The sequence below is a fragment of the Gemmatimonadaceae bacterium genome (genome assembly GCA_020852815.1).
Classification (GTDB): Bacteria; Gemmatimonadota; Gemmatimonadetes; order Gemmatimonadales; family Gemmatimonadaceae; genus SCN-70-22.
The window spans coordinates 263,774-282,085 of the sequence record JADZAN010000046.1 but is presented as its reverse complement, the minus strand read 5'-3'; the positions used below and the strand labels follow the sequence as shown (position 1 = coordinate 282,085).

General features: G+C 69.1%; 17 protein-coding genes. 8 read left to right on the top strand and 9 right to left on the bottom strand.

Annotated features, from left to right (window positions below; genetic code table 11):
• Positions 1-42: 42 nt before the first annotated feature.
• Complete coding sequence (locus tag IT359_21155; GenBank protein MCC6931511.1) at positions 43-447, bottom strand: RNA-binding S4 domain-containing protein; 405 nt, start codon at positions 445-447, stop codon at positions 43-45.
• 118 nt (positions 448-565) lie between these two features.
• On the opposite strand from IT359_21155, the gene IT359_21150 reads away from it, so the two are divergent.
• Entirely contained in the window at positions 566-2,527 is a 1,962-nt protein-coding gene (locus IT359_21150) for a PAS domain S-box protein (protein ID MCC6931510.1), read from the top strand.
• A gap of 51 nt (positions 2,528-2,578) precedes the next feature.
• On the opposite strand, the gene IT359_21145 is transcribed toward IT359_21150, so the two are convergent.
• Complete coding sequence (locus tag IT359_21145; GenBank protein MCC6931509.1) at positions 2,579-3,574, bottom strand: threonine/serine dehydratase; 996 nt, start codon at positions 3,572-3,574, stop codon at positions 2,579-2,581.
• Between the two features lie 229 nt (positions 3,575-3,803).
• On the opposite strand from IT359_21145, the gene IT359_21140 reads away from it, so the two are divergent.
• The 6 genes from IT359_21140 (at position 3,804) to IT359_21115 (ending at position 12,385) form a co-directional block, all read left to right on the top strand.
• On the top strand, positions 3,804-4,568 hold the full coding sequence (locus IT359_21140) for a hypothetical protein (protein ID MCC6931508.1): 765 nt from the start codon (positions 3,804-3,806) through the stop codon (positions 4,566-4,568).
• A 103-nt stretch (positions 4,569-4,671) separates the two neighbouring features.
• Positions 4,672-5,952 (top strand): dicarboxylate/amino acid:cation symporter, encoded by a 1,281-nt coding sequence (locus IT359_21135; protein ID MCC6931507.1) that lies wholly within the window; start codon positions 4,672-4,674, stop codon positions 5,950-5,952.
• A gap of 2 nt (positions 5,953-5,954) precedes the next feature.
• Positions 5,955-6,854: a DUF4105 domain-containing protein gene (locus tag IT359_21130; GenBank protein MCC6931506.1), complete on the top strand. Its 900-nt coding sequence runs from the start codon at positions 5,955-5,957 to the stop codon at positions 6,852-6,854.
• Positions 6,855-7,670: 816 nt separating this feature from the next.
• The gene (locus tag IT359_21125) at positions 7,671-8,327 is read left to right on the top strand and encodes a hypothetical protein (GenBank protein MCC6931505.1); all 657 of its coding nucleotides are present in this window, start codon (positions 7,671-7,673) and stop codon (positions 8,325-8,327) included.
• 138 nt (positions 8,328-8,465) lie between these two features.
• Complete coding sequence (locus IT359_21120; GenBank protein MCC6931504.1) at positions 8,466-11,603, top strand: hypothetical protein; 3,138 nt, start codon at positions 8,466-8,468, stop codon at positions 11,601-11,603.
• Between the two features lie 116 nt (positions 11,604-11,719).
• Positions 11,720-12,385 carry a cyclic nucleotide-binding domain-containing protein gene (locus IT359_21115; protein MCC6931503.1) on the top strand — a complete coding sequence of 222 codons (666 nt, stop codon included), beginning with the start codon at positions 11,720-11,722 and terminating at the stop codon, positions 12,383-12,385.
• On the opposite strand, the gene IT359_21110 is transcribed toward IT359_21115, so the two are convergent.
• From IT359_21110 to IT359_21080, 7 genes are all read right to left on the bottom strand, one after another.
• Positions 12,369-12,929: a DNA-3-methyladenine glycosylase I gene (locus IT359_21110; protein ID MCC6931502.1), complete on the bottom strand. Its 561-nt coding sequence runs from the start codon at positions 12,927-12,929 to the stop codon at positions 12,369-12,371. The genes IT359_21115 and IT359_21110 overlap by 17 nt on opposite strands.
• Before the next feature lie 128 nt (positions 12,930-13,057).
• Positions 13,058-13,243: a type II toxin-antitoxin system PemK/MazF family toxin gene (locus tag IT359_21105; protein ID MCC6931501.1), complete on the bottom strand. Its 186-nt coding sequence runs from the start codon at positions 13,241-13,243 to the stop codon at positions 13,058-13,060.
• On the bottom strand, positions 13,240-13,386 hold the full coding sequence (locus tag IT359_21100; GenBank protein MCC6931500.1) for a type II toxin-antitoxin system PemK/MazF family toxin: 147 nt from the start codon (positions 13,384-13,386) through the stop codon (positions 13,240-13,242). Before IT359_21100 ends, IT359_21105 begins: the two co-directional genes overlap by 4 nt.
• Positions 13,377-13,628, bottom strand: a complete 252-nt coding sequence (locus IT359_21095; protein MCC6931499.1) for an AbrB/MazE/SpoVT family DNA-binding domain-containing protein — start codon at positions 13,626-13,628, stop codon at positions 13,377-13,379. Before IT359_21095 ends, IT359_21100 begins: the two co-directional genes overlap by 10 nt.
• Positions 13,629-13,701: 73 nt before the next feature.
• Positions 13,702-14,181: an aminoacyl-tRNA hydrolase gene (gene arfB / locus IT359_21090; GenBank protein MCC6931498.1), complete on the bottom strand. Its 480-nt coding sequence runs from the start codon at positions 14,179-14,181 to the stop codon at positions 13,702-13,704.
• 9 nt (positions 14,182-14,190) lie between these two features.
• On the bottom strand, positions 14,191-15,510 hold the full coding sequence (locus IT359_21085; protein ID MCC6931497.1) for an HlyC/CorC family transporter: 1,320 nt from the start codon (positions 15,508-15,510) through the stop codon (positions 14,191-14,193).
• A 22-nt stretch (positions 15,511-15,532) separates the two neighbouring features.
• A complete protein-coding gene (locus IT359_21080) occupies positions 15,533-16,285 on the bottom strand; it encodes a methyltransferase domain-containing protein (protein ID MCC6931496.1) in 753 nt (250 codons plus the stop codon).
• A 353-nt stretch (positions 16,286-16,638) separates the two neighbouring features.
• On the opposite strand from IT359_21080, the gene IT359_21075 reads away from it, so the two are divergent.
• Positions 16,639-18,312, top strand: coding sequence for a PAS domain-containing protein (locus IT359_21075; GenBank protein ID MCC6931495.1), 1,674 nt, complete (start codon positions 16,639-16,641; stop codon positions 18,310-18,312).

The window sequence follows — 18,312 nt, the reverse complement described above, 5'->3', positions numbered from 1 at the left end:
TCAGGCGCGCAGCGTCAGGCGCGCGCCGTTAGGCGCCGGCGCTCACTCCTCTCGCCCACGCCAACGGTCGATCTCCCGGCGTTCCTTCTTGGAGGGACGGCCCTTGTCGCGGAAGGCGGGCGGCCCCATTGCGCGCAGATGGTCGCTGAGCGCCTGGCGCGACTTCGCCGACTCGTCTGTCTCCCGATAGAGACCGGCGGCGATGGTCGCCGAGCCGCGATGCTCCGAGACATCGGTCACGCGCACCACCTGCTCGAAGGGCGGGCGTCGCACGCGGATCGTATCGCCCCCTTGAACGAGCTTTGAACGCTTCGCGCGTTCACCATTCACCTCGATGTGGCCGGCGTCGATCGACTCCGCGGCCAGCGCGCGCGTCTTGAAGAAGCGCGCGGCCCACAGCCACTTGTCGAGCCGGACCTTTCCCGCACTTGGTGTGTCCTCAGTCACTGAACGTTGTTCCGAAAGCGGGTATCAAGAGAAGATTCCGCGGACCAGTCCGCCGACGGGCGGGCTATTCCGTGGACGCTGTGACCAAATCGTACCGATCCTGTGCCAGTCGACGCGCGTGAACTCACAGCCTCCGTCGCCGCCGCCCGCTGACTCGCCGGACCCGACGCTCTGGGATCCGGCGCGCGTCGCGGCGAAAATCCTCGACGGTGCCGGTGAAGGAATCGTGGCGTACGACCGCGAGTTCCGCTACCGGGTGTGGAACCAGTTCGTCGCCGAGCGCACGGGTACTCCGGCAGCCGCAGTGCTTGGACGCGTCGCCTTCGACTGCTTCCCGGTGATGCGCGAGCAGGGCGTGAAGACGCTGCTCGAGCGTGCGCTGGCCGGTGAGGTGGTGCATGCCCCCGAGCCGCGGCGCTGGCAGTCGCCCGACGGACACTCGGCGTGGCTGCGCGAGCGCTACGAACCGTTCCGCGATGACACGGGTGCCGTGATCGGGGTGCTCGAATACCTGCACGACATCACGACGCGCAAGCACGCCGAGGATGAGTTGCGCCAGTCGGCGGCGCTGTATCGCACCATCATCGAGAGCGCCTACGAGCTGGTCCTCATCCTCGAGCGCGACGGGCGCGTGCGGTACGCCTCGCCGTCGCTGGTGACGCTGGTGGGATTGCAGCCGACGGATGTGCTCGGGCGCAACCCCATCGCGCGCATCCATCCCGACGACCAGGAGTCGGTGCGGGAAGCGTTCCGCCAGGTGGTGCGCGAACCGTGGGCCATGCAGCGCATGCAGTACCGCTCGCGGCACGCCGACGGGAGCTGGCGCGTGCTGACGACGTCGGCGCGCAACCTTCTCGACGACCCGTCGGTGCGTGGCGTGGTGGCGACGTCGCGCGACGTGACGGCGCTGGAGGAGTTGCAGGCACACCTGCACCAGTCGCAGCGCATCGAGGCGGTGGGGCGGCTGGCGGGAGGTGTGGCGCACGACTTCAACAACCTCCTCACGGTGATTCGCGGCAACGCCCAGCTCATGTACGCCAGCGGCGGGTTGTCCAACGACCAGCAGGAGGAGCTGGAGGAGATCTCCCAGGCCGCCGAGCGTGCCTCGAGCCTCACCCGTCAGCTGCTCGCCTTCAGCCAGCAGCAGGTGTTGCAGCCGCGCACGCTGGACCTGAACGAGGTGGTGCGCTCGGTGCACAAGCTCCTGGACCGTCTCGTGGGCGACGCGGTGACGCTGGAGCTGCGCGAAGGCGAAGCACTCGGCGCAGTGACCGCAGACCCGGCGCAGGTGGAGCAGGTCCTGCTCAACCTGGTCGTGAACGCGCGCGACGCGATGCCGTCCGGCGGGCACCTCGTGATCGAGACCGCCAACCTCCTGGCCGACGAGGCGTTCGCGCGCGCGCACCCGCCAATGCCCACCGGCGACTATGTGCAGCTGACGGTGAAGGACACCGGCATCGGGATGGATGCGCTCACGCAGTCACGCGCCTTCGAGCCCTTCTTCACCACGAAGGCGATGGGGCAGGGGCGAGGGATGGGCCTGTCGACGGTCTATGGCGTGGTGAAGCAGAGCGGCGGCTTCATCTGGGTCGACAGCGCCCCCGGCGCGGGGGCGACCTTCAGCATCTACCTGCCGCGCACCGCCATGGCGGGACGTGCGGTGACGACGCGCGCCGCGGCCAAGGAGGCACGTCACGGTTCGGAGACGATCCTCGTGGCCGAGGACGAGCACCTGGTGCGCACCATGACGCGGCGCACGCTGGAGCGGGCGGGTTACAGTGTGTACGAGGCAGCCAACGGCGCGGAGGCTCTCACCATCGCGCGCGAACTGGGGGAGCGCCTCGACCTGGTCATCACCGACATCGTCATGCCGGTCATGGGGGGGCGCGAGCTGGCGGCCGCGCTCGCGCAGGAGAGACCGTCGCTCACGATCCTCTTCATGTCAGGCTACACGCACGAGCGCGACGCGCACCTGAGTGCCGGGGGCGGGATCTCGCACTTCCTGCACAAGCCGTTCACGCTGGAAGAGCTGCGCGGGCGCGTGCGCTTGCTGCTGGACCAGACGCCCCACGCCGCCTGACCGGCATTTCGCGTGTAGGTGAGCGTCGTGCCTGACGCTCGGCGCCAGGCGTCACAGCTCGTGGTTGACGATGCGTCGCAGCGTGGCTTCGTCGATGTTGCCCCCGCTGACGATGATTCCCACGCGCTGGCCGGCGAGCTGCGGTGCCAGGCGGCGAAGGCCGGCCAGGCCGCCGGCACCCGCCCCCTCCACCAGTGAGTGCGTCGTGGAGAGGAGGAGGCGCAACGCGTCGGCCAGTTCAGCGTCGCTCACGGTGACAAAGCCCGCGAGGCCGGCGCGCAAGGCAGGAAAGGTGAGGTCGTAGGTGCTGCGCGTGGCCAGGCCATCGGCAAAGGTGTCGGCGCGCTCGGCGGTGCGTCGTTCGCCCGTGTGCCACGAGTCGTGCGCGGCCGATGCGCCCGTGGCTTGCACCGCGTAGACCCTGGTGTGCGGCGAGAGGGCGCGCGCCACCGTGAGCGCCCCCACCGCCTGCGACCCACCCCCCACCACCGCCACCACGGCGTCGAGCCCGCCGGCTTGCTCGAACATCTCCAGCGAGAGCGTGGCCGCCCCCGCCAGGACGTGGCGGTCGTTGGTGGAGTGGGCCAGCACCATTCCCTCGTCGGCGACGAGGCGGTGGGCCACCTGCACCGACTCGTCGTAGTCGCGCCCCTCCTCGATGACGCGCGCGCCTAACGCGCGCATCCCCGCGTTCTTGTCCGGGTTGTTCCCCAGCGGGACGCAGATCACGGTGCGCACGTCAAAGGTGCGGCCGGCGTAGGCAATCCCGAGCCCGTGATTGCCGCGCGTAGCGGCCACGACGCCGCGCGCGCGCTCAGCCTCGGGGAGCGCCGTCATGAACGACAGTCCGTTGCGAACCTTGAACGAATTGGTGGGGTTGAAGTTCTCGTGCTTGACCAGCACGCGGATCCCATGCCCCACCGCCTCGTCCAGCAGCGGATAGTTGTACAGCGGCGAGCGCGGCACATATGGGGCGATGCGCGCGTGGGCGGCGCGCACGTCGTCGATCGAGATGGGCCAGTCGGGCGTCGTTGCGTGGGTCGTCATCGTGCCAAAGCTAGCGGCCATCTCCTGAATGGTCGACCGCGCCGTGAGGCGTACCAGGGGTGGAGGCGAGCTTTCATCAGGTGGCGCCACGTACGGGTGAAACACTCGCCGGCCGAGTGGCGTACCAGTACCCATCGCGCGGCGCGACTCGATGCCGGCGCGACACACGTTCTTTCCCCCCAAGCGGGTGTTCGAGGTCGACATGCGGTACGCGCGTTCTGTAGAGGTCGTGGCGAAGGTTGCGATGGTGAGGGCGATGATGGTGGCGATGGTGGCGGCCGCTGCCGCGATCGGAATGCAGCCGGCGACGGCGTCGGCGCAGGTATTCTCCGTCGGGCGGGATTCCGTTGGGCGGACCGCCGGACCGCGGCGCTCGCCGGTGCTGGCGGGCGTGGCCTTCACCTACGCGGTCCCGCAGCGCGGCTTTCGGCAGAACGTGAGGCAGGGCTTCGGCGCCGACGGCAACGTGCACTTCAAGCTCGATCGCCAGGGAGTCGTGGGGCTTGGCGCAGAACTCGGCTTCCTGGGTTACGGGCGCGAGACCAATCGTGTCCCGCTCAGCTCCACCATCGGCGGGCGCATCCTCGTTGACGTCACCACGTCGAACAACGTCTTCTGGATGGGGCTTGGCCCCCAGATCACCGCTCCGTCGGGGCCGATTCGTCCGTATGTCAACGGCACCGCGGGCTTCGCCGTCTTCTGGACCGAGTCGAGCGTGAAGGGGGACTACGACAACGAGACGTTCGCCTCCACCAACAACTACAACGACGCGACCTTTGCCTGGACGGCGGGGGGTGGCTTCCTCATCCCCGTGGGAACGTCGAAGGAAGGGGCGATCGACTTCGGTGTGCGGTGGAACGGGAACGGGAACACGCGATACCTCAAGCGCGGCGACATTCTCGACCTTCCGAACGGGAACGTGCAGCTGCGCGTGAACGAGGGGGAGACGCCGATGCTGATGTGGCGCCTGGGGCTGAAGTGGGGGCTGTTCTGAGGGTGTGATTGCCCCGGCCTAACGAAGCGGGGCGACGAATCGGGAGTCACAGGGCGCGCGCCGGTGGTGGACGACCACGGTTGCGCGCCCTAGCATTCCGGCCATGAATTCACGCCGCCTCAGCGGCGGCCCGGGCCGCCGTCTCAGCGGCGGCCCGGCCGCCATCCTTGCCCTCGCCATCGGCTTCGCGATTGGCGCCGGTATCGCGTCGGTGTCGGAGAGTGCCGCCAAGGGCGTGCTGGCGGTGAGCGATCCCGTGGGGACGCTGTGGGTGAACGCCATCCGCATGACGGTCATCCCGCTCGTGGTGTCGCTCCTCATAACGGGGATTGCCGGGATGCGCGACCTGGGCACCGTGGGGCGACTAGGTGGGAGAGCGCTCCTCATGTTCGTGGCGCTGCTGGCGGGCATTGCGCTGTTCACGGCGATCGTCGCGCCGCCGCTGTACGAGCAGCTGACGGTCGACCCGGCGTCGTCGGCGGCGCTGCGCGCGCGTGTGACGGGGGGCGCGACGACCGTGCCGCCGCTCCCCAGCTTCGCCACCTGGCTCACGTCGCTCGTTCCCGTGAATCCGCTCGCGGCCGCCGTGGACGGCGCCATGCTCCCGCTCATCGTCTTCACCGTGGCGTTTGCGCTGGCGGTCTCGCGGCTGGCGGACGAGACGCGCGGCGCGGTACTTGGCGTCTTCCAGGCCACGGGTGACGCGATGCTCGTGCTGGTGCGCGCGGTGCTCTGGCTTTCGCCGCTAGGGATCTTCGCGCTCGCCCTCTCGCTCGGCGCCAAGCTTGGCGTGTCGGGGGCCGGCGCCATCGGCTTCTACCTCGCGACGCACATCGCGATCCTGATCGCGGCAATCCTCCTGCTGTATCCGGTAGCGGTGCTGCTGGGGCGCGTGTCGCCGGCCACCTTTGCGCGAGCCGCACTCCCGGCGCAGGCCGTGGCGATGGGGACGCGCTCGTCGCTCGCCGCGCTCCCCGCGATGCTCGACGCCGCGGAGCAGCAGTTGCAGCTGCCGCGCGAGGTGTCGGGGTTCGTCCTCCCGCTCGCCGTCTCCACCCTTCGCCTCAACCTCGCGGTGTCGTGGATCGTGGGAGGGCTGTTCATCGCCCACCTGTACGGCGTCCCGTTCGGCCTTGCCTCGCTGGCGACGTTCTACGTGGCGGCGGTGCTGATGTCGTTCTCCGTCCCCGGCATTCCGAGCGGGTCGCTCTTCATCATTGCGCCGCTCTTCCCTACCGTCGGATTGCCGGTGGAAGGGGTGGGGATCCTCATCGCCCTCGATGCGGTGCCCGACATCTTCAAGACCACGCTCAACGTCACCGGACACATGACGGTGGCCTCCGTGCTGGGGCGTGCGACGCGCCGGCCGGCGCGAAGCGCCTGACGGTGGCGTCGCTGCGCCGTGTGGTGCGCACCGCGGGGATGGTGGTGGCCGCCACCGCCCTGCTCGCTGTGCTGGCGTGGGTCATTGTCGCGCTCCCGCGCCACCCCTCGTCGATGCGAGACTGGGATGGCGACCATGCCCGGTTGGCGCGCGCCACGTTCGAGGGCGATAGCGCAGTCACCGTTCGCGACGTGCGCGACTTTGCCTACACGTCGAGTACCGCGTACACGCCGGGCTACGTGAAGCAGCGCTTTTCCCTCGACTCCATCGAGTCGGCGTGGTTCGTCCTGACTCCGTTCTCGTCCACGTGGCGCGGGCCGGCGCACGCCTTTGTCTCGTTCGGCTTTCGCGGCGGCCAGTTCGTGTCGATCTCCGTCGAGGCGCGGCGTGAGAAGGGCGAGACCTACGGCCTGGTGCCGGGGTTGCTGCGGCGCTTCGAGCTGGCCTACATCGTGGGAACAGAACGCGACCTCATTGGCCGGCGCGCCCTGTTCGACGGCGACGATGTCTTCCTCTACCCCATTACCTCGCCGCAGGCGCGCATACGCCAGCTATTCGTGGAGATGCTGCAGCGCGCCAACGGCGTGCAGGATCATCCCGAGTTCTACAACACGCTCACCAGCAACTGCACCTCCAACCTCGTCGATCACGTGAACCGGATGATCCCGGGGCGCATCCCGTCGTCGCTGCAGACCATCCTCCCGGGCTATGCCGACGAACTCGCCCTCTCGCTGGGGCTGATCGACGCGCGCGGGACGCTGGACGACGTGCGGGCGCGCTTTCGCATCAACGAGCGGGCGCGCCAGGCCAGGGAGGGCGAGGACTTCTCGCGTGCTATCCGGCGCGAGATGAGCGGCTCTCCGGCAGAGTTTGCGCCTGACGATAGTGCGGCGGGGCGTTAGCGTGCCGTCCCGGAAGTTCTCGTCCGAAGGCATTGCATTTGCCAAGGATACCGTGAATAGTCTCGGTACAGCGGTGGCCGCGGGCAATCATGCTGTGATGCATGACAGCCTGGAGCGTGACCAGAAGACATCAGTCTCGAGTGACCAGGTGGTGCCTTGTGTACCTGACACACTACCTGCGGGTTCGAATCACTTCGGAGGCCGGCTCTATCATGAGATGCTTAACCCCATTCGTGGTCGCAAGTACATTGGGCGCTTGCAGCCTGACAGGTGATGAGGCATGCGCAATTCAGGCGGCTGAACCGCTCATAACGGTAGAACTTGTCGCCGATTCTGCGTCCGGAGCTCCGGTTCCCGTGGTCTTTGTCAGCAACGTGCGTTATGGCGACTTTCCCCCTCTGTTGGCTACGTCCCTTGTTGACCCAGCTCGTGCGCCCGTTCGGCAGGCGACCGTTGAGGGTGATGCAGTGCGCTGTGTCGTGACATGCGGCTTTGCATCGAGCGAGGGGCCATATGAAATGACGATCAGCGCGCCTGGCTTTCACGCACGAACGGTCAACTTCACCGCAGACTACAACCGGCTTGGCGATGGTTGCCCGCGCCTTCAACGCGACGGGTTCACGCTCAGAACCACCCTGACGAAAGTGTAGTGGGCCGCTGAGTGAGCCATCACGTGCACCGGATGATCCCGGGACGCATCCCGTCGACCGCTGCAGACGATTCTCCTTGGATACACCGACGAACTTGCCCTCTCGCTGGGGCCGATCGACGCGCGCGGGACGCCCGGTTCGTCCACCGTGGTTGCGCCTGACGAGCATGGCACGGGGACCTAGCACCGTCGACCACGCCACCACGGCGAAAGGGAGGATCGTCGGCGGCGTGCTGGCGCTCATCTTCGGGCTGGTCGGCGTCCCGCTCGGGTATCTCGTTGGAGTGCGGGGCGGGTGGCTCCTCTTGTCCGGGCTCGTGGTCGGGGCGGTCGCGGGACTCATCGTGCGCTACGTGAGCACCGGGATCGCCGACGGGAGCGCGCGCGCACTCGCCGCCTTCGTCCATCCCAGCGGCAACAGCACGCCGTACGAGCCGTCGTTCTCCGCCCACGACGCGCTCGAGGCGACGGGGGATGTGGCCGGCGCCATCGAGGCATACGAGGCGACGGTCCGCGAGCAGCCGGAGAACGTGCGCGCGCTGCGCCAGGCGGCGGAGTTGCACGTGCGGGCGGGGCACGCGCCGCGCGCCGCCGAACTGTTCGCCGCGGTGCGGCGCGTGGCGACATCGCGCGAAGACGAACTGTACGCCACGCAGCGCCTGGCGGACCTGTACCTCGGCCCGTTAGGTGACGACGGGCGCGCCCTGGTCGAGCTGCGGCGCATCGCCGAGCGCTTTCCGGGGACGCGAGAGGCGGACGGGGCGCGCTCGGCGCTGCGGCGCCTCAAGGACGCACGTGGAGACGCGAAGACGTCGCTGGACTGACGCGCCGGCGGGGCATCCCGTCTAGCGGTGAAGGGGCGTGGCACGTAAGAAATGGAGGCGTCGTTCGCGCACGCACTCGGGTCGACGACGCGTTCATTCCGCATCCGCCTGCCGCGCCTCCCACTCCGCGCCCCAGCAATGTCGTTCTCCTCGCTCGCCACGCGCCCCACGCGCCCCACGCGCCTCACGCGCCTCACGCGTCCGTCGCTCCGACGTCACTCCGCAGCGCCGGTTGTCCGACTCGTCGCCGCGAGTGCTCTCGCCATCTCGCTGGCGCCGGCATCGCCGCCCTCGTCGCTGTTGGCCTCGCGCCTGGGCGCGCAGGCGCCAACGTCGCCCCTGTTCCGGGAACTCGCGTGGCGGCACATCGGTCCGTTCCGCGCCGGGCGCACGAAGGCGGCAACTGGCGTCCGGCAGCAGCCTAACGTCTTCTACATCGCCGCGGTGAACGGCGGGGCCTGGCGCACGACAGACTACGGGCGCACCTGGAACCCGATCTTCGACGGACAGCCGAGCGGCTCGATCGGCGCGCTGGCGGTGGCGCCGAGCGATCCGAACATCATCTACATCGGGAGTGGCGAAGGGCTGCAACGCCCCGACCTCTCCACCGGCGACGGGATCTACAAGAGCACCGACGCGGGGAAGAGCTGGACGCACCTGGGGCTGCGAAACGGTCAGCAGATCCCACAGATCGTGATCGACCCGCGCAATCCGGACCGCCTCTTCGTCGCGGTACTCGGTCACCCGTACGGCCCTAACGAGGAACGCGGCCTCTATCGATCGCTCGATGGCGCTCGCACGTTCAAGAAGGTCCTCGGCCCCGACGAGAACACCGGCGCAATTGACGTGGTGATGTCGCCGGACGATCCCAACACGCTCTATGCCGCGCTGTGGGAGGCGCGACAGGGGCCGTGGGAGAACGGGGTGTGGCAGGGGCCGGGGTCGGGGCTCTTCAAGACGACGGACGGCGGCGACACGTGGACGAAGATCATGAACGGGCTCCCGACGCCGGCCGAGGGGTTGGGGCGCATCGGGATCGCGATCGCGCCGAGCCGCGCGAGCCGTCTCTTCGTCACGGTCGATGCCGGCGACAGGAGCGGGATCTATCGGTCCGACGATGCGGGTGCGTCATGGATGAAGACGTCGACGGACGAACGCGTGCACAACCGCGGCTCCGACTTCGCCGAGGTGAAGGTCGACCCGAAGAATGCGGACATCGTGTACAGCGGCAGCATCGTGGTGTGGAAGTCGACCGACGCCGGCGTGAACTGGAAGATGATTCGCGGTGCACCTGGCGGCGATGACTACCATCGTATCTGGATCAATCCGGACAATCCCGACATCCTCCTCATAGCCGCCGACCAGGGGGCGATCATCACGGTGAACGGCGGCGAGAGCTGGAGTTCGTGGTACAACCAGCCCACGGCGCAGTTCTACCATGTCACCACCGACAACTCCTTCCCGTATCGCGTGTGCGGCGGGCAGCAGGAGTCGGGGTCGGCGTGCGTGCAGAGCCGCGGCAACGACGGGCAGCTCACCTTCCGCGAGTGGCGCCCCGTTGGCGTGGAGGAATACGGCTACGTCGCCCCCGACCCGCTCGACCCCAACATCATGTACGGCGGGAAGGTGACCAGGTTCGACTATCGCACCGGGCAGACGCAGAACGTTGCCCCCAAGCCGTTCCGCGACCCCAACTACCGAATGCTGCGTACGGCGCCCATCCTGTTTGCGCCGACCAACCCGCGCAAGCTCTACTTCGGCGCCAACACCATCTGGCAAACGACCAACGGCGGGAACAGCTGGAGCGAAATCTCGCCCGACCTCACGCGCAAGGACTCGATTGTCCCGGCCAGCGTGGGGAAGTACGCAGGGGAGCGCAGCGCGACGATGCGGCATCCGGGCGTGGTCTACACGATTGCACCGAGCTACCGTCGCGAGAACGTGATCTGGGCCGGGTCGGACGACGGCCTCATTCACGTGACGATGAACGGCGGGCGCACATGGAAGAATGTCACGCCGCCAGAGCTGGTGCCGTGGGCCAAGGTCTCGCTGATGGATGCGGGGCACTTCGACACGCTCACGGCGTACGCGGCCGTGAACACGCTGCGCCTCGACGACCTGCGGCCGCACATCTTCCGCACGCACGACGGCGGGAAGAGCTGGACGCGCATCGTGAACGGGATCGACAGCGGCGCGACAATCAACGCGGTGCGCGAGGACCCGAAGCGAAAAGGACTGCTCTTTGCCGGGAGCGAGACCAGGGTCTGGGTCTCGTTCGACGACGGCGATCACTGGGAGCCGCTGCAGGGGAAGATGCCGGCCACCTCCATCCGCGACCTCGTCATCAAGGACAACGACCTGGTGGTGGCAACGCACGGGCGCGGCTTCTGGATCCTCGACGACATCACGCCGCTGCGCGAGCTGGCCGACAGGCCCACGCAGAAGGCGGCGCATCTCTTTGCGCCTGGCGAGGCGACGCGCGTGCGCTTCTCGATGTACACCGACACTCCGCTCCCGCCTGACGAGCCGCGCGCCGTGAACCCGCCCGATGGCGCCGTGCTGCACTACTGGCTCAAGGGGGCGGCGTCGTCGCTATCGCTCGAAGTCGTCGACGCCGCCGGCACGGTGGTACGGCGCTACGAGAAGGGACTGAACGCCGATCCCGACCCGCGCGCCGAGGGGCACTGGCCGGACTGGTGGATCCGTCCGTCGCCGGTGCTGAGCCCCGAGCCCGGGTTGCACCGCTTCGTGTGGGACCTGCGCCACCCGCGTCCCAGGGTGGAGTCGTTCTCCTTCCCCATCTCGTCGGTGCCGGGCCAGGGAGTGCCGGAGCCGTTGGGCCCCTTCGTGGCGCCGGGGCGCTACACGGTGCGGCTCACGGTCGATGGGACAACACTCACGCAGCCGCTGGTGGTGCGCATGGACCCGCGCGTGAAGACGCCGGCGGCGGGGATCGTGGCGCAGCACGCGCTGGCGATGGAGCTGCACGCGGGGATTGGGCGGGCAGCCGACGCCATGGCCCGTGCTCGACAGCTGCAAGACGCGGCGCGCACCGCGGGGAACACGGCGCGCGTGCAGGAGCTGGGGACGTTGATCGGGAGCGGAGGGGGCTTCTTCGCGCCGCGCGGCGCCCCGTCGCTCGCCCGCGTGAGCGGGAGCCTGGCGCAGCTCCTCGATACGGTTGACGGCGCCGACTACGCCCCCACGTCGCAGGTGCGGCTGGCGTCGGCGGCGGCGCTGCGCGAACTGGCGGGGCTGGTGGCCAGGGTGAAGTAGGGCGATTCGCCCCTGGCGGGGCACCGGCGCCTCCCCGGGCGACCGGTCCCCCCCATCCCACCACCCCCCGCGCCGTGCGTTAACGCCGGCGGCCGAGCGGCCGATACTCAGACGCGATGAGCCGGATCAGCATCGTTCCGCCGAAACCGCCTGCGCGACAGACGCTGCAGCACCGCGGCGCCCTGTTGCTCTCGTCCACGCCCCGCGAGCGCGCCGAGCGCCTCGACGCGACGCGGTGGGCGCACCGCTTGTCGTGGAAGGAAGAGGAAGGGATCGGGCTCTACCTCGAGTACTTCCGGCTCCCGGCCGGGACCGTTCTCTTCAAGGAAGGGGACCACGACGCCTTTGCCGCGATCATCACCGCGGGAGCGCTCGAGATCCGGAAGGGGGACTCGTCGCAGAAGCTGCGCACCGTCGCGCACCTCACCGAAGGGAAGATGGTCGGCGAGATGTCGTTGATCGACGGCGCGGCGCGCTCGGCGACCGCGGTCGCCACCGAGCAGACCGACATCCTCGTGCTCTCGCGCGACGACTTCGACGAGATGTGCGAGGCGCGCCCGGACATCGCGCTCAAGTTCACGCTCATGGTGGCCGAAGCGGTGTCGCAACTCCTGCGTCAGACCACCGGGACGCTCGTCGACCATCTCGAGGTGCACGCGCGTGATGCGCGTGATGCGCGTGATGCGCGGGATGCGCGGGATGCGCGGGAAGCGCACGTCGATCGCGGCGGTCCCGAATCGCACGCCGCACACACGGACGCCGGGCCTAACGACGAGCTGTAGCGCTGGCACTGGTACGCGACCACGGCGGGCGCTTCTTCAGGACCTTGGCGTGGATGGGGCACGTGGGGGCGTGTGCTCCCGGAAGGTAGCCCGTGCTGAGCAGGAACTCGTGCACGATCTCGCCCCCGGTGAAGACGAAGGTCTTCTTGAACAGCTTCTGCCACTCGGCGCGCTCCAGCGGGTGATGCGCATCGAGCCAGGCAACGAACGAGCCGTGTGATTGCTGCAGCGCCTGGATGCGACGCGCATTCTCGATCGCCGCCTTCACCTTGAGCCGGTTGCGGATGATCCCGGCGTCGGCCAGGAGGCGCGTCTCATCTCGCGCGGTGTAGCGCGCAACGCGGTCGATCTCGAAATCGTGGTAGGCGCGCGTGAAGTGCTGGCGCTTCTTGAGGATCGTCAGCCACGACAATCCCGCCTGGTTGACCTCGAGCATCAGGCGTTCGAAGAGGCGGTTGTCGTCGGTGATGGGGAAGCCGTACTCGCGGTCGTGATAGGGACCGTGGAACTCGTGGCCGCGCGCCACGTCGCAGTAGGTCGTCATGCGAGCGAAGCTACAGGGTGGTGCGCTGAGGGGCGATGGATGCTCGCGGCAGACGAATGCCTGGATCAGCGCGACGTCCCTCTCGGAGACGACTGCTCCCATGCATGTCGGCTTGCACCGGCGCGTGACTACGGCGCGAAGAGTTCCTGCAGCAGCGCCAGCATCGCTCCGAGAGCGGGAGCGGCTAGGCGCCCGAGCTTTCGGGTCACACGCTCGCGATCGATCGTCCGCAACTGGTCGAGCGCGATGAAACCGTCCTTCCGCTGAAAGCGGCAGGCGACCCGCCACGGATAGGCCTGTCCGGATGTGGTCATCGGGGCGACGATGAGCGTGCGCAGGTGCCGTTGAGTTCGTCGGGCGACACGACAACACAGGGGCGCGTCTTCTGGATCTCACTCCCTCGGGTCGGATCGAGTGCGACCAGGAGGACGTCGCCCCGGCGCGGCGTTAACGCCATTCCCACTCCTCGCGGTCAAAGCGAGTCGCGTTGGGGGCGTCGAGCAAGACGTCGTCGACGGCCGCGTGCATGGCCTTGGCGGCGTCGGCCCAGCCGGAGCGCGGAGCGCGCGCGGCTTCGATCACAATCCGACCGGGCGCAGCGCGCAGCACGACGTCTTCGCCCAGGCCGGCGGTCTCGAGCAGCGGACGAGGGAGCCGAACGCCCTGGGAATTGCCGATGCGCACGATCCGCGTCTTCATGGGTCACCTCCGTGATTACATGGTAATCACGCCCCGTCGCGGACGCCAGTCGGGGTGGCGGCCTCGCGGACGCCTACTCCCAGTCTTTCGACCGCCGAGCGCTCTTCTTCTCCGACGAGCGCCGCTTCTCGTCCAGCCGGCGCTCCTGCGAGGCACGCGTGGGGCGCGTCGCCTTGCGCTTGCGCGGCACGTGCAACGCCCGCCTGACGAGTTCGGCGAGCCGAGTCTCGGCGAGTTCGCGGTTCTGGCGCTGGCTCCGCGTGTCGCTGGCGACCACGCGTACGCGCCCCTCGGCGTCGAGGCGCGCGCCGAGCTTCTCGACCACCCGCGCGCGTTCGTCATCGGTCAGCGCGCGCGAGGTGGCCGGGTTCCACAGCACCTCCACGCGCGTCGACGAGGTGTTGACGTGCTGCCCCCCAGCACCGCCGGCTCGCGAGGCGCGAGCGCTGAGTTCGCGCCGCGGAATGACGTGCCCGGCGTCGACGACCAGGTCGCGGTCTGGCGCGTCGTCGTCGCTACGCGCTGCGCGTTCGGCTGCGGGACGAGGAGGCATGTGTCGCTCCTAACGCACGGCGGGCGTGCGGTGCACGCGCACAGCAGCTACGCGTCGTTTGTCCATGGCGATGACCTCCAGCTCGCCGCCGGGATACTGGGCCCGGTCGCCTAGCGCCGGAATGCGCCCCAGCCGCGCGAAGACGTAACCCCCCAGCGTGGTCCACTCGCCGTCGGGGATGGGGAGACGATGGTCGGAGCGGATGTCGACCAGCGACAGCGCGCCCGAGAGTTCGAGGACGCCATCCACCTCGACCACGTCGCGCGACGCCATGTCGTACTCGTCGGCGATGTCGCCCACCACTTCCTCGATCAGATCCTCCATCGTCACGATCCCGGCCGTCCCCCCGAACTCGTCGAGGACGACGGCCATCTGGGCGCGCGTGCGGCGCAGATCGTCGAGGACGCGCTCCGCCGATCGCGACGCCGGGACGAGGAGCGGCTCCCGCAGGAGTTCGCGCAGCACGAAGGGGCGCGACTCGTCGCGGAGCCAGAGATCCTTGGAGAGGAATACGCCGACGATGTCGTCGAGCGACTCGTCGTACACGGGATAGCGCGAGTAGCGCTCGCGCTTCACCACGACGCGCACCTCCCCCTCGGTGGCGTCGATGGGGAGGGCGACGATCTCCGTGCGCGGGCGCATGACGTCGTGCACGCGCTTGGCCGCGAAGTCGAAGATCCCGGCGAGCATCGCCGAGTCGGTCTCGTTGAGCGTCCCGGCGCCGCGCGCCTGCATGACGAGGAGGCGCAATTCGTCGGGCGTGTGCGCGTGCAGCGCCTCCGACAGCGGACGGATGCCAATGAGGCGCAGCAGCGCGTTGGCCGTCCCGTTCAGCAACCAGATGAAGGGCGACATCAGGCGCGAGAACGCCATCAGCGGGAGCGCGACGCAGCCGCTGATCTTCTCGGGCATGACGAGGGCGACCGACTTGGGGGCCAGCTCTCCAAGCACGATGTGCAGGAAGGTGATGATGATGAACGCGGTGATGGTCCCCGCGGCCGTGTGCGCCATCCCCGGCGGGACGTCGATCCCGAACCGGGCGAGGAGCCGGTCGACGACGACGGCGAGTGCCGGCTCGCCGATCCACCCCAGGGCGAGCGAGGCGAGCGTGATGCCGAGCTGCGTCCCCGAGATGTAGCGATCGAGGTCGGCGATGGCCTGCTGGGCGCGTCGCGCCCCGCGGTCCCCCGCCTCGGCCATCGCGGCCAGGCGCGATCGCCGTGCCCCCACCAGGGCAAACTCCGCCATGACGAAGAAGCCGTTGAGGAGGACGAGCAGGAAGACGGCGGCCAGGCGCCCACCTAACGACGACAGCGACAGCGTGTCCACGGCGACCGGTGGTAAGGGGTGCCTAACGCTGCTGGCAGGCGCCGCCGCGCACAGCCTCGCGGATGGCCGCGGGAGAGCGGAGCGAGTCGGCGGCCGGGGCGCGGAAGATCGCCAGGTACTCGTCGGCCCCGGTCTCCTGCTGGCGCACCTTGCGGTAGCCAACCACGCCCAGCTCGCAGTCGAGGAGCCAGGGCGGCGTCCCGTGTCGATCGGTCGCGAAGGTCATGTCGAGGACGCCGACCAGCGCCCCGGGCTTGAGCGAATGCGCCAGGTTCCAGAGGAAGGCATACGGATCCGTGACTTCATGATACATGTGGATCATCGTCACCACGTCGACCCGCTCAGCCGTGTCACGCGGGAGCCGGGGATCGTGCGCGTCGCCGCGGATCACCGTCACGTTCCCCAGCCGCTCGTCGGTCACCCGTCGCGCCAGGAGCGTGAGATAGTCGGGGACGATGTCCTCCCCATAGACGTGCCCAGCCGCCCCCACCCGCTGTGCGAGCCGGCTCACGTAGTAGCCGTCGCCGGCCCCCACGTCGGCCACGCGCATCCCGGGGTGAACGCCCAACGCGCTCATCACCGTCTCGGCCTCGTTGGCGGCATCGCGCGTCGTTTCGTCGGTCCAGCGCGGTGCGACGATATCGGAGAAGCGGCGGCTGGGGGGCGGGAACGAGTCGGCCGGGAGCCCGCGGGCAAACGAGGTCCATTGCGAATCGGGGGCGGCCCGTTCGGCCGGGGCCGCCTTGGAGGAGCCGCAGGCGGCGCTCCCGATCACGGCCAGAGCCGGGGCGAGGGTCGCCACCATTCCCACGCCGCAGGCGCGCCGCACCCGCCTCACGAGGGACGCCCTCCGCCGGCCCAGGGCGGGAGCCGAGAGCCGAACGCTCGACGGTTCAGGTGGTTGGGGGACGGGCACTGGGCGGAAAGTCTTCGAGCACGGGGGGAGGTGGACCAGGCTGGGACCGCGACCTCGATCAAGCCTAACCCGGGCACGGCATTTCGCTACAGCCTCAACGCCATGCGGGGAAACGCGTTCCGCCGCCAGTCGTCCTGAGAGTGGCACTTTGCCATCCCCGGCTGCGCATCCCGTTCGTTGCAGGATGCAAGGCGCCACCCGACGCCCCCCGCGTGAAGTCGATCAACCCGGAAGCCCGAGCGCTCTTCGAGCCGCGTCGCCTGCTGCGCTTCATATATGTGGGGCGCCTCATCACGACGACGGCGATCTACCTCGCGGCCATCTTCGCGTGGAGCGACGCCGATCGCGGCGACACGCTGATGGCGTCGCTCCTGATCACGGTGGCGCTGGTCTTCACGGCGGGGTCGGCGCTGTTCAGCGAGGATCGCGACGCGCTTCCCGGGTCGACCTTCCTCTCCATCCAGGCGGTCTTCGACCTCGCCCTGGTGACGGGGATCGTGCACATCACGGGGGGCGGGACGTCGCAGTTTGCGGCGCTCTACATCCTCGTCATCGCCCTGGCCGCCGTGTTGCTGACCACGTCGGGCGCCTTCCTCACGGCGGCGCTGGCCTGCGTCCTCTACTTCGGCGACGTCATCCTCCTCACGCGCTCGCCGATCAACGCCGCGCTCCTGTTGCAGCTCCTGGTGTTCGCGCTGGTCGCGCTCTCCTCGTGGTACATCGCCGCGCGGCTGCGCGAGGCGCGCGCCGGCACGGAACAGTTAGCCGCCGAACTGGTGAAGGTGCGGCTCGAGGCCAGCGACATCCTGCGCAACATCCGCAGCGGCATCGTCACCATCGACGCGCGCGGGACGCTGCTCTACGCCAACCCGACGGCGGAGGCGCTCCTTGGCCTCCCGCTCGAGTCCCAGGTGGGGCGGCCGGCGCTGGCGCTCATCGAGCCGGTGTCGCCCGTGCTGGCGCGCGCCATCGAGCGGGCGGCGCGTGATGGCGTGCGCACGACGCGCGCCGAGGGAACCGTCTCGACGGCGACGCGCTCCTTCCCGATCGGGTTGAACACGACGGTCTCCTCGCCTAACGGGGGCAACGGGGAGCCGGGGGAGGGGGCGACGGCGACGGTGATCTTCCAGGACATCTCCGACCAGAAGCGGCTCGACACGCTGCACATGCGCGCCGAGCGGCTGGAGGCGGTGGCCGAACTGAGCGCATCGCTGGCCCACGAGATCAAGAACCCGCTGGCCTCCATTCGCTCGGCGGTGGAACAGCTCGGGCGTTCGCCGCGCGCCAATGACGACGAGCGCTCGCTGTCGTCGCTCATCGTGCGCGAGTCCGACCGCCTGTCGCGGCTGTTGAGCGAGTTCCTCGACTTTGCCCGCGTGCGCGTGACGCGCATGGGGGCGGTGGACATGGCCGCCGTGGTGCGCGGGGCGAGTTCGCTCGCCGCGGCGCACCCGGACCGCACCGAAGGGGTGCAGGTGCAATGCGTCGTCCCCGACACGCCGCTCGTGGTGGAAGGGGACGAGGACCTGCTGCACCGCGCGGTGTTCAACCTGGCGCTCAACGCCGTGCAGGCGTCGACACATCCGGGGACGGTGCGCATCGAGATCGCGCCGCTCACCTCGGACGATGCGCCGGCTGGCGTCTCGTTCGACCAGGGGGGCGTCGCCGTACGGGTCTCGGATGAGGGGGACGGGATCCCGACCGAGATTCGCGACCGGCTGTTTGATCCGTTCTTCACGACGAAGCCCGGCGGCACCGGGTTGGGGCTGTCGGTGGTGCATCGCGCCATCGAGTCGCACCGCGGTTTCGTCTTCGTCGACAGCGACGTGCGCGGGACGCGCGTCACCGTCCTGCTACCCACGTCCCAGGTTGACCCGGGAGAGTGA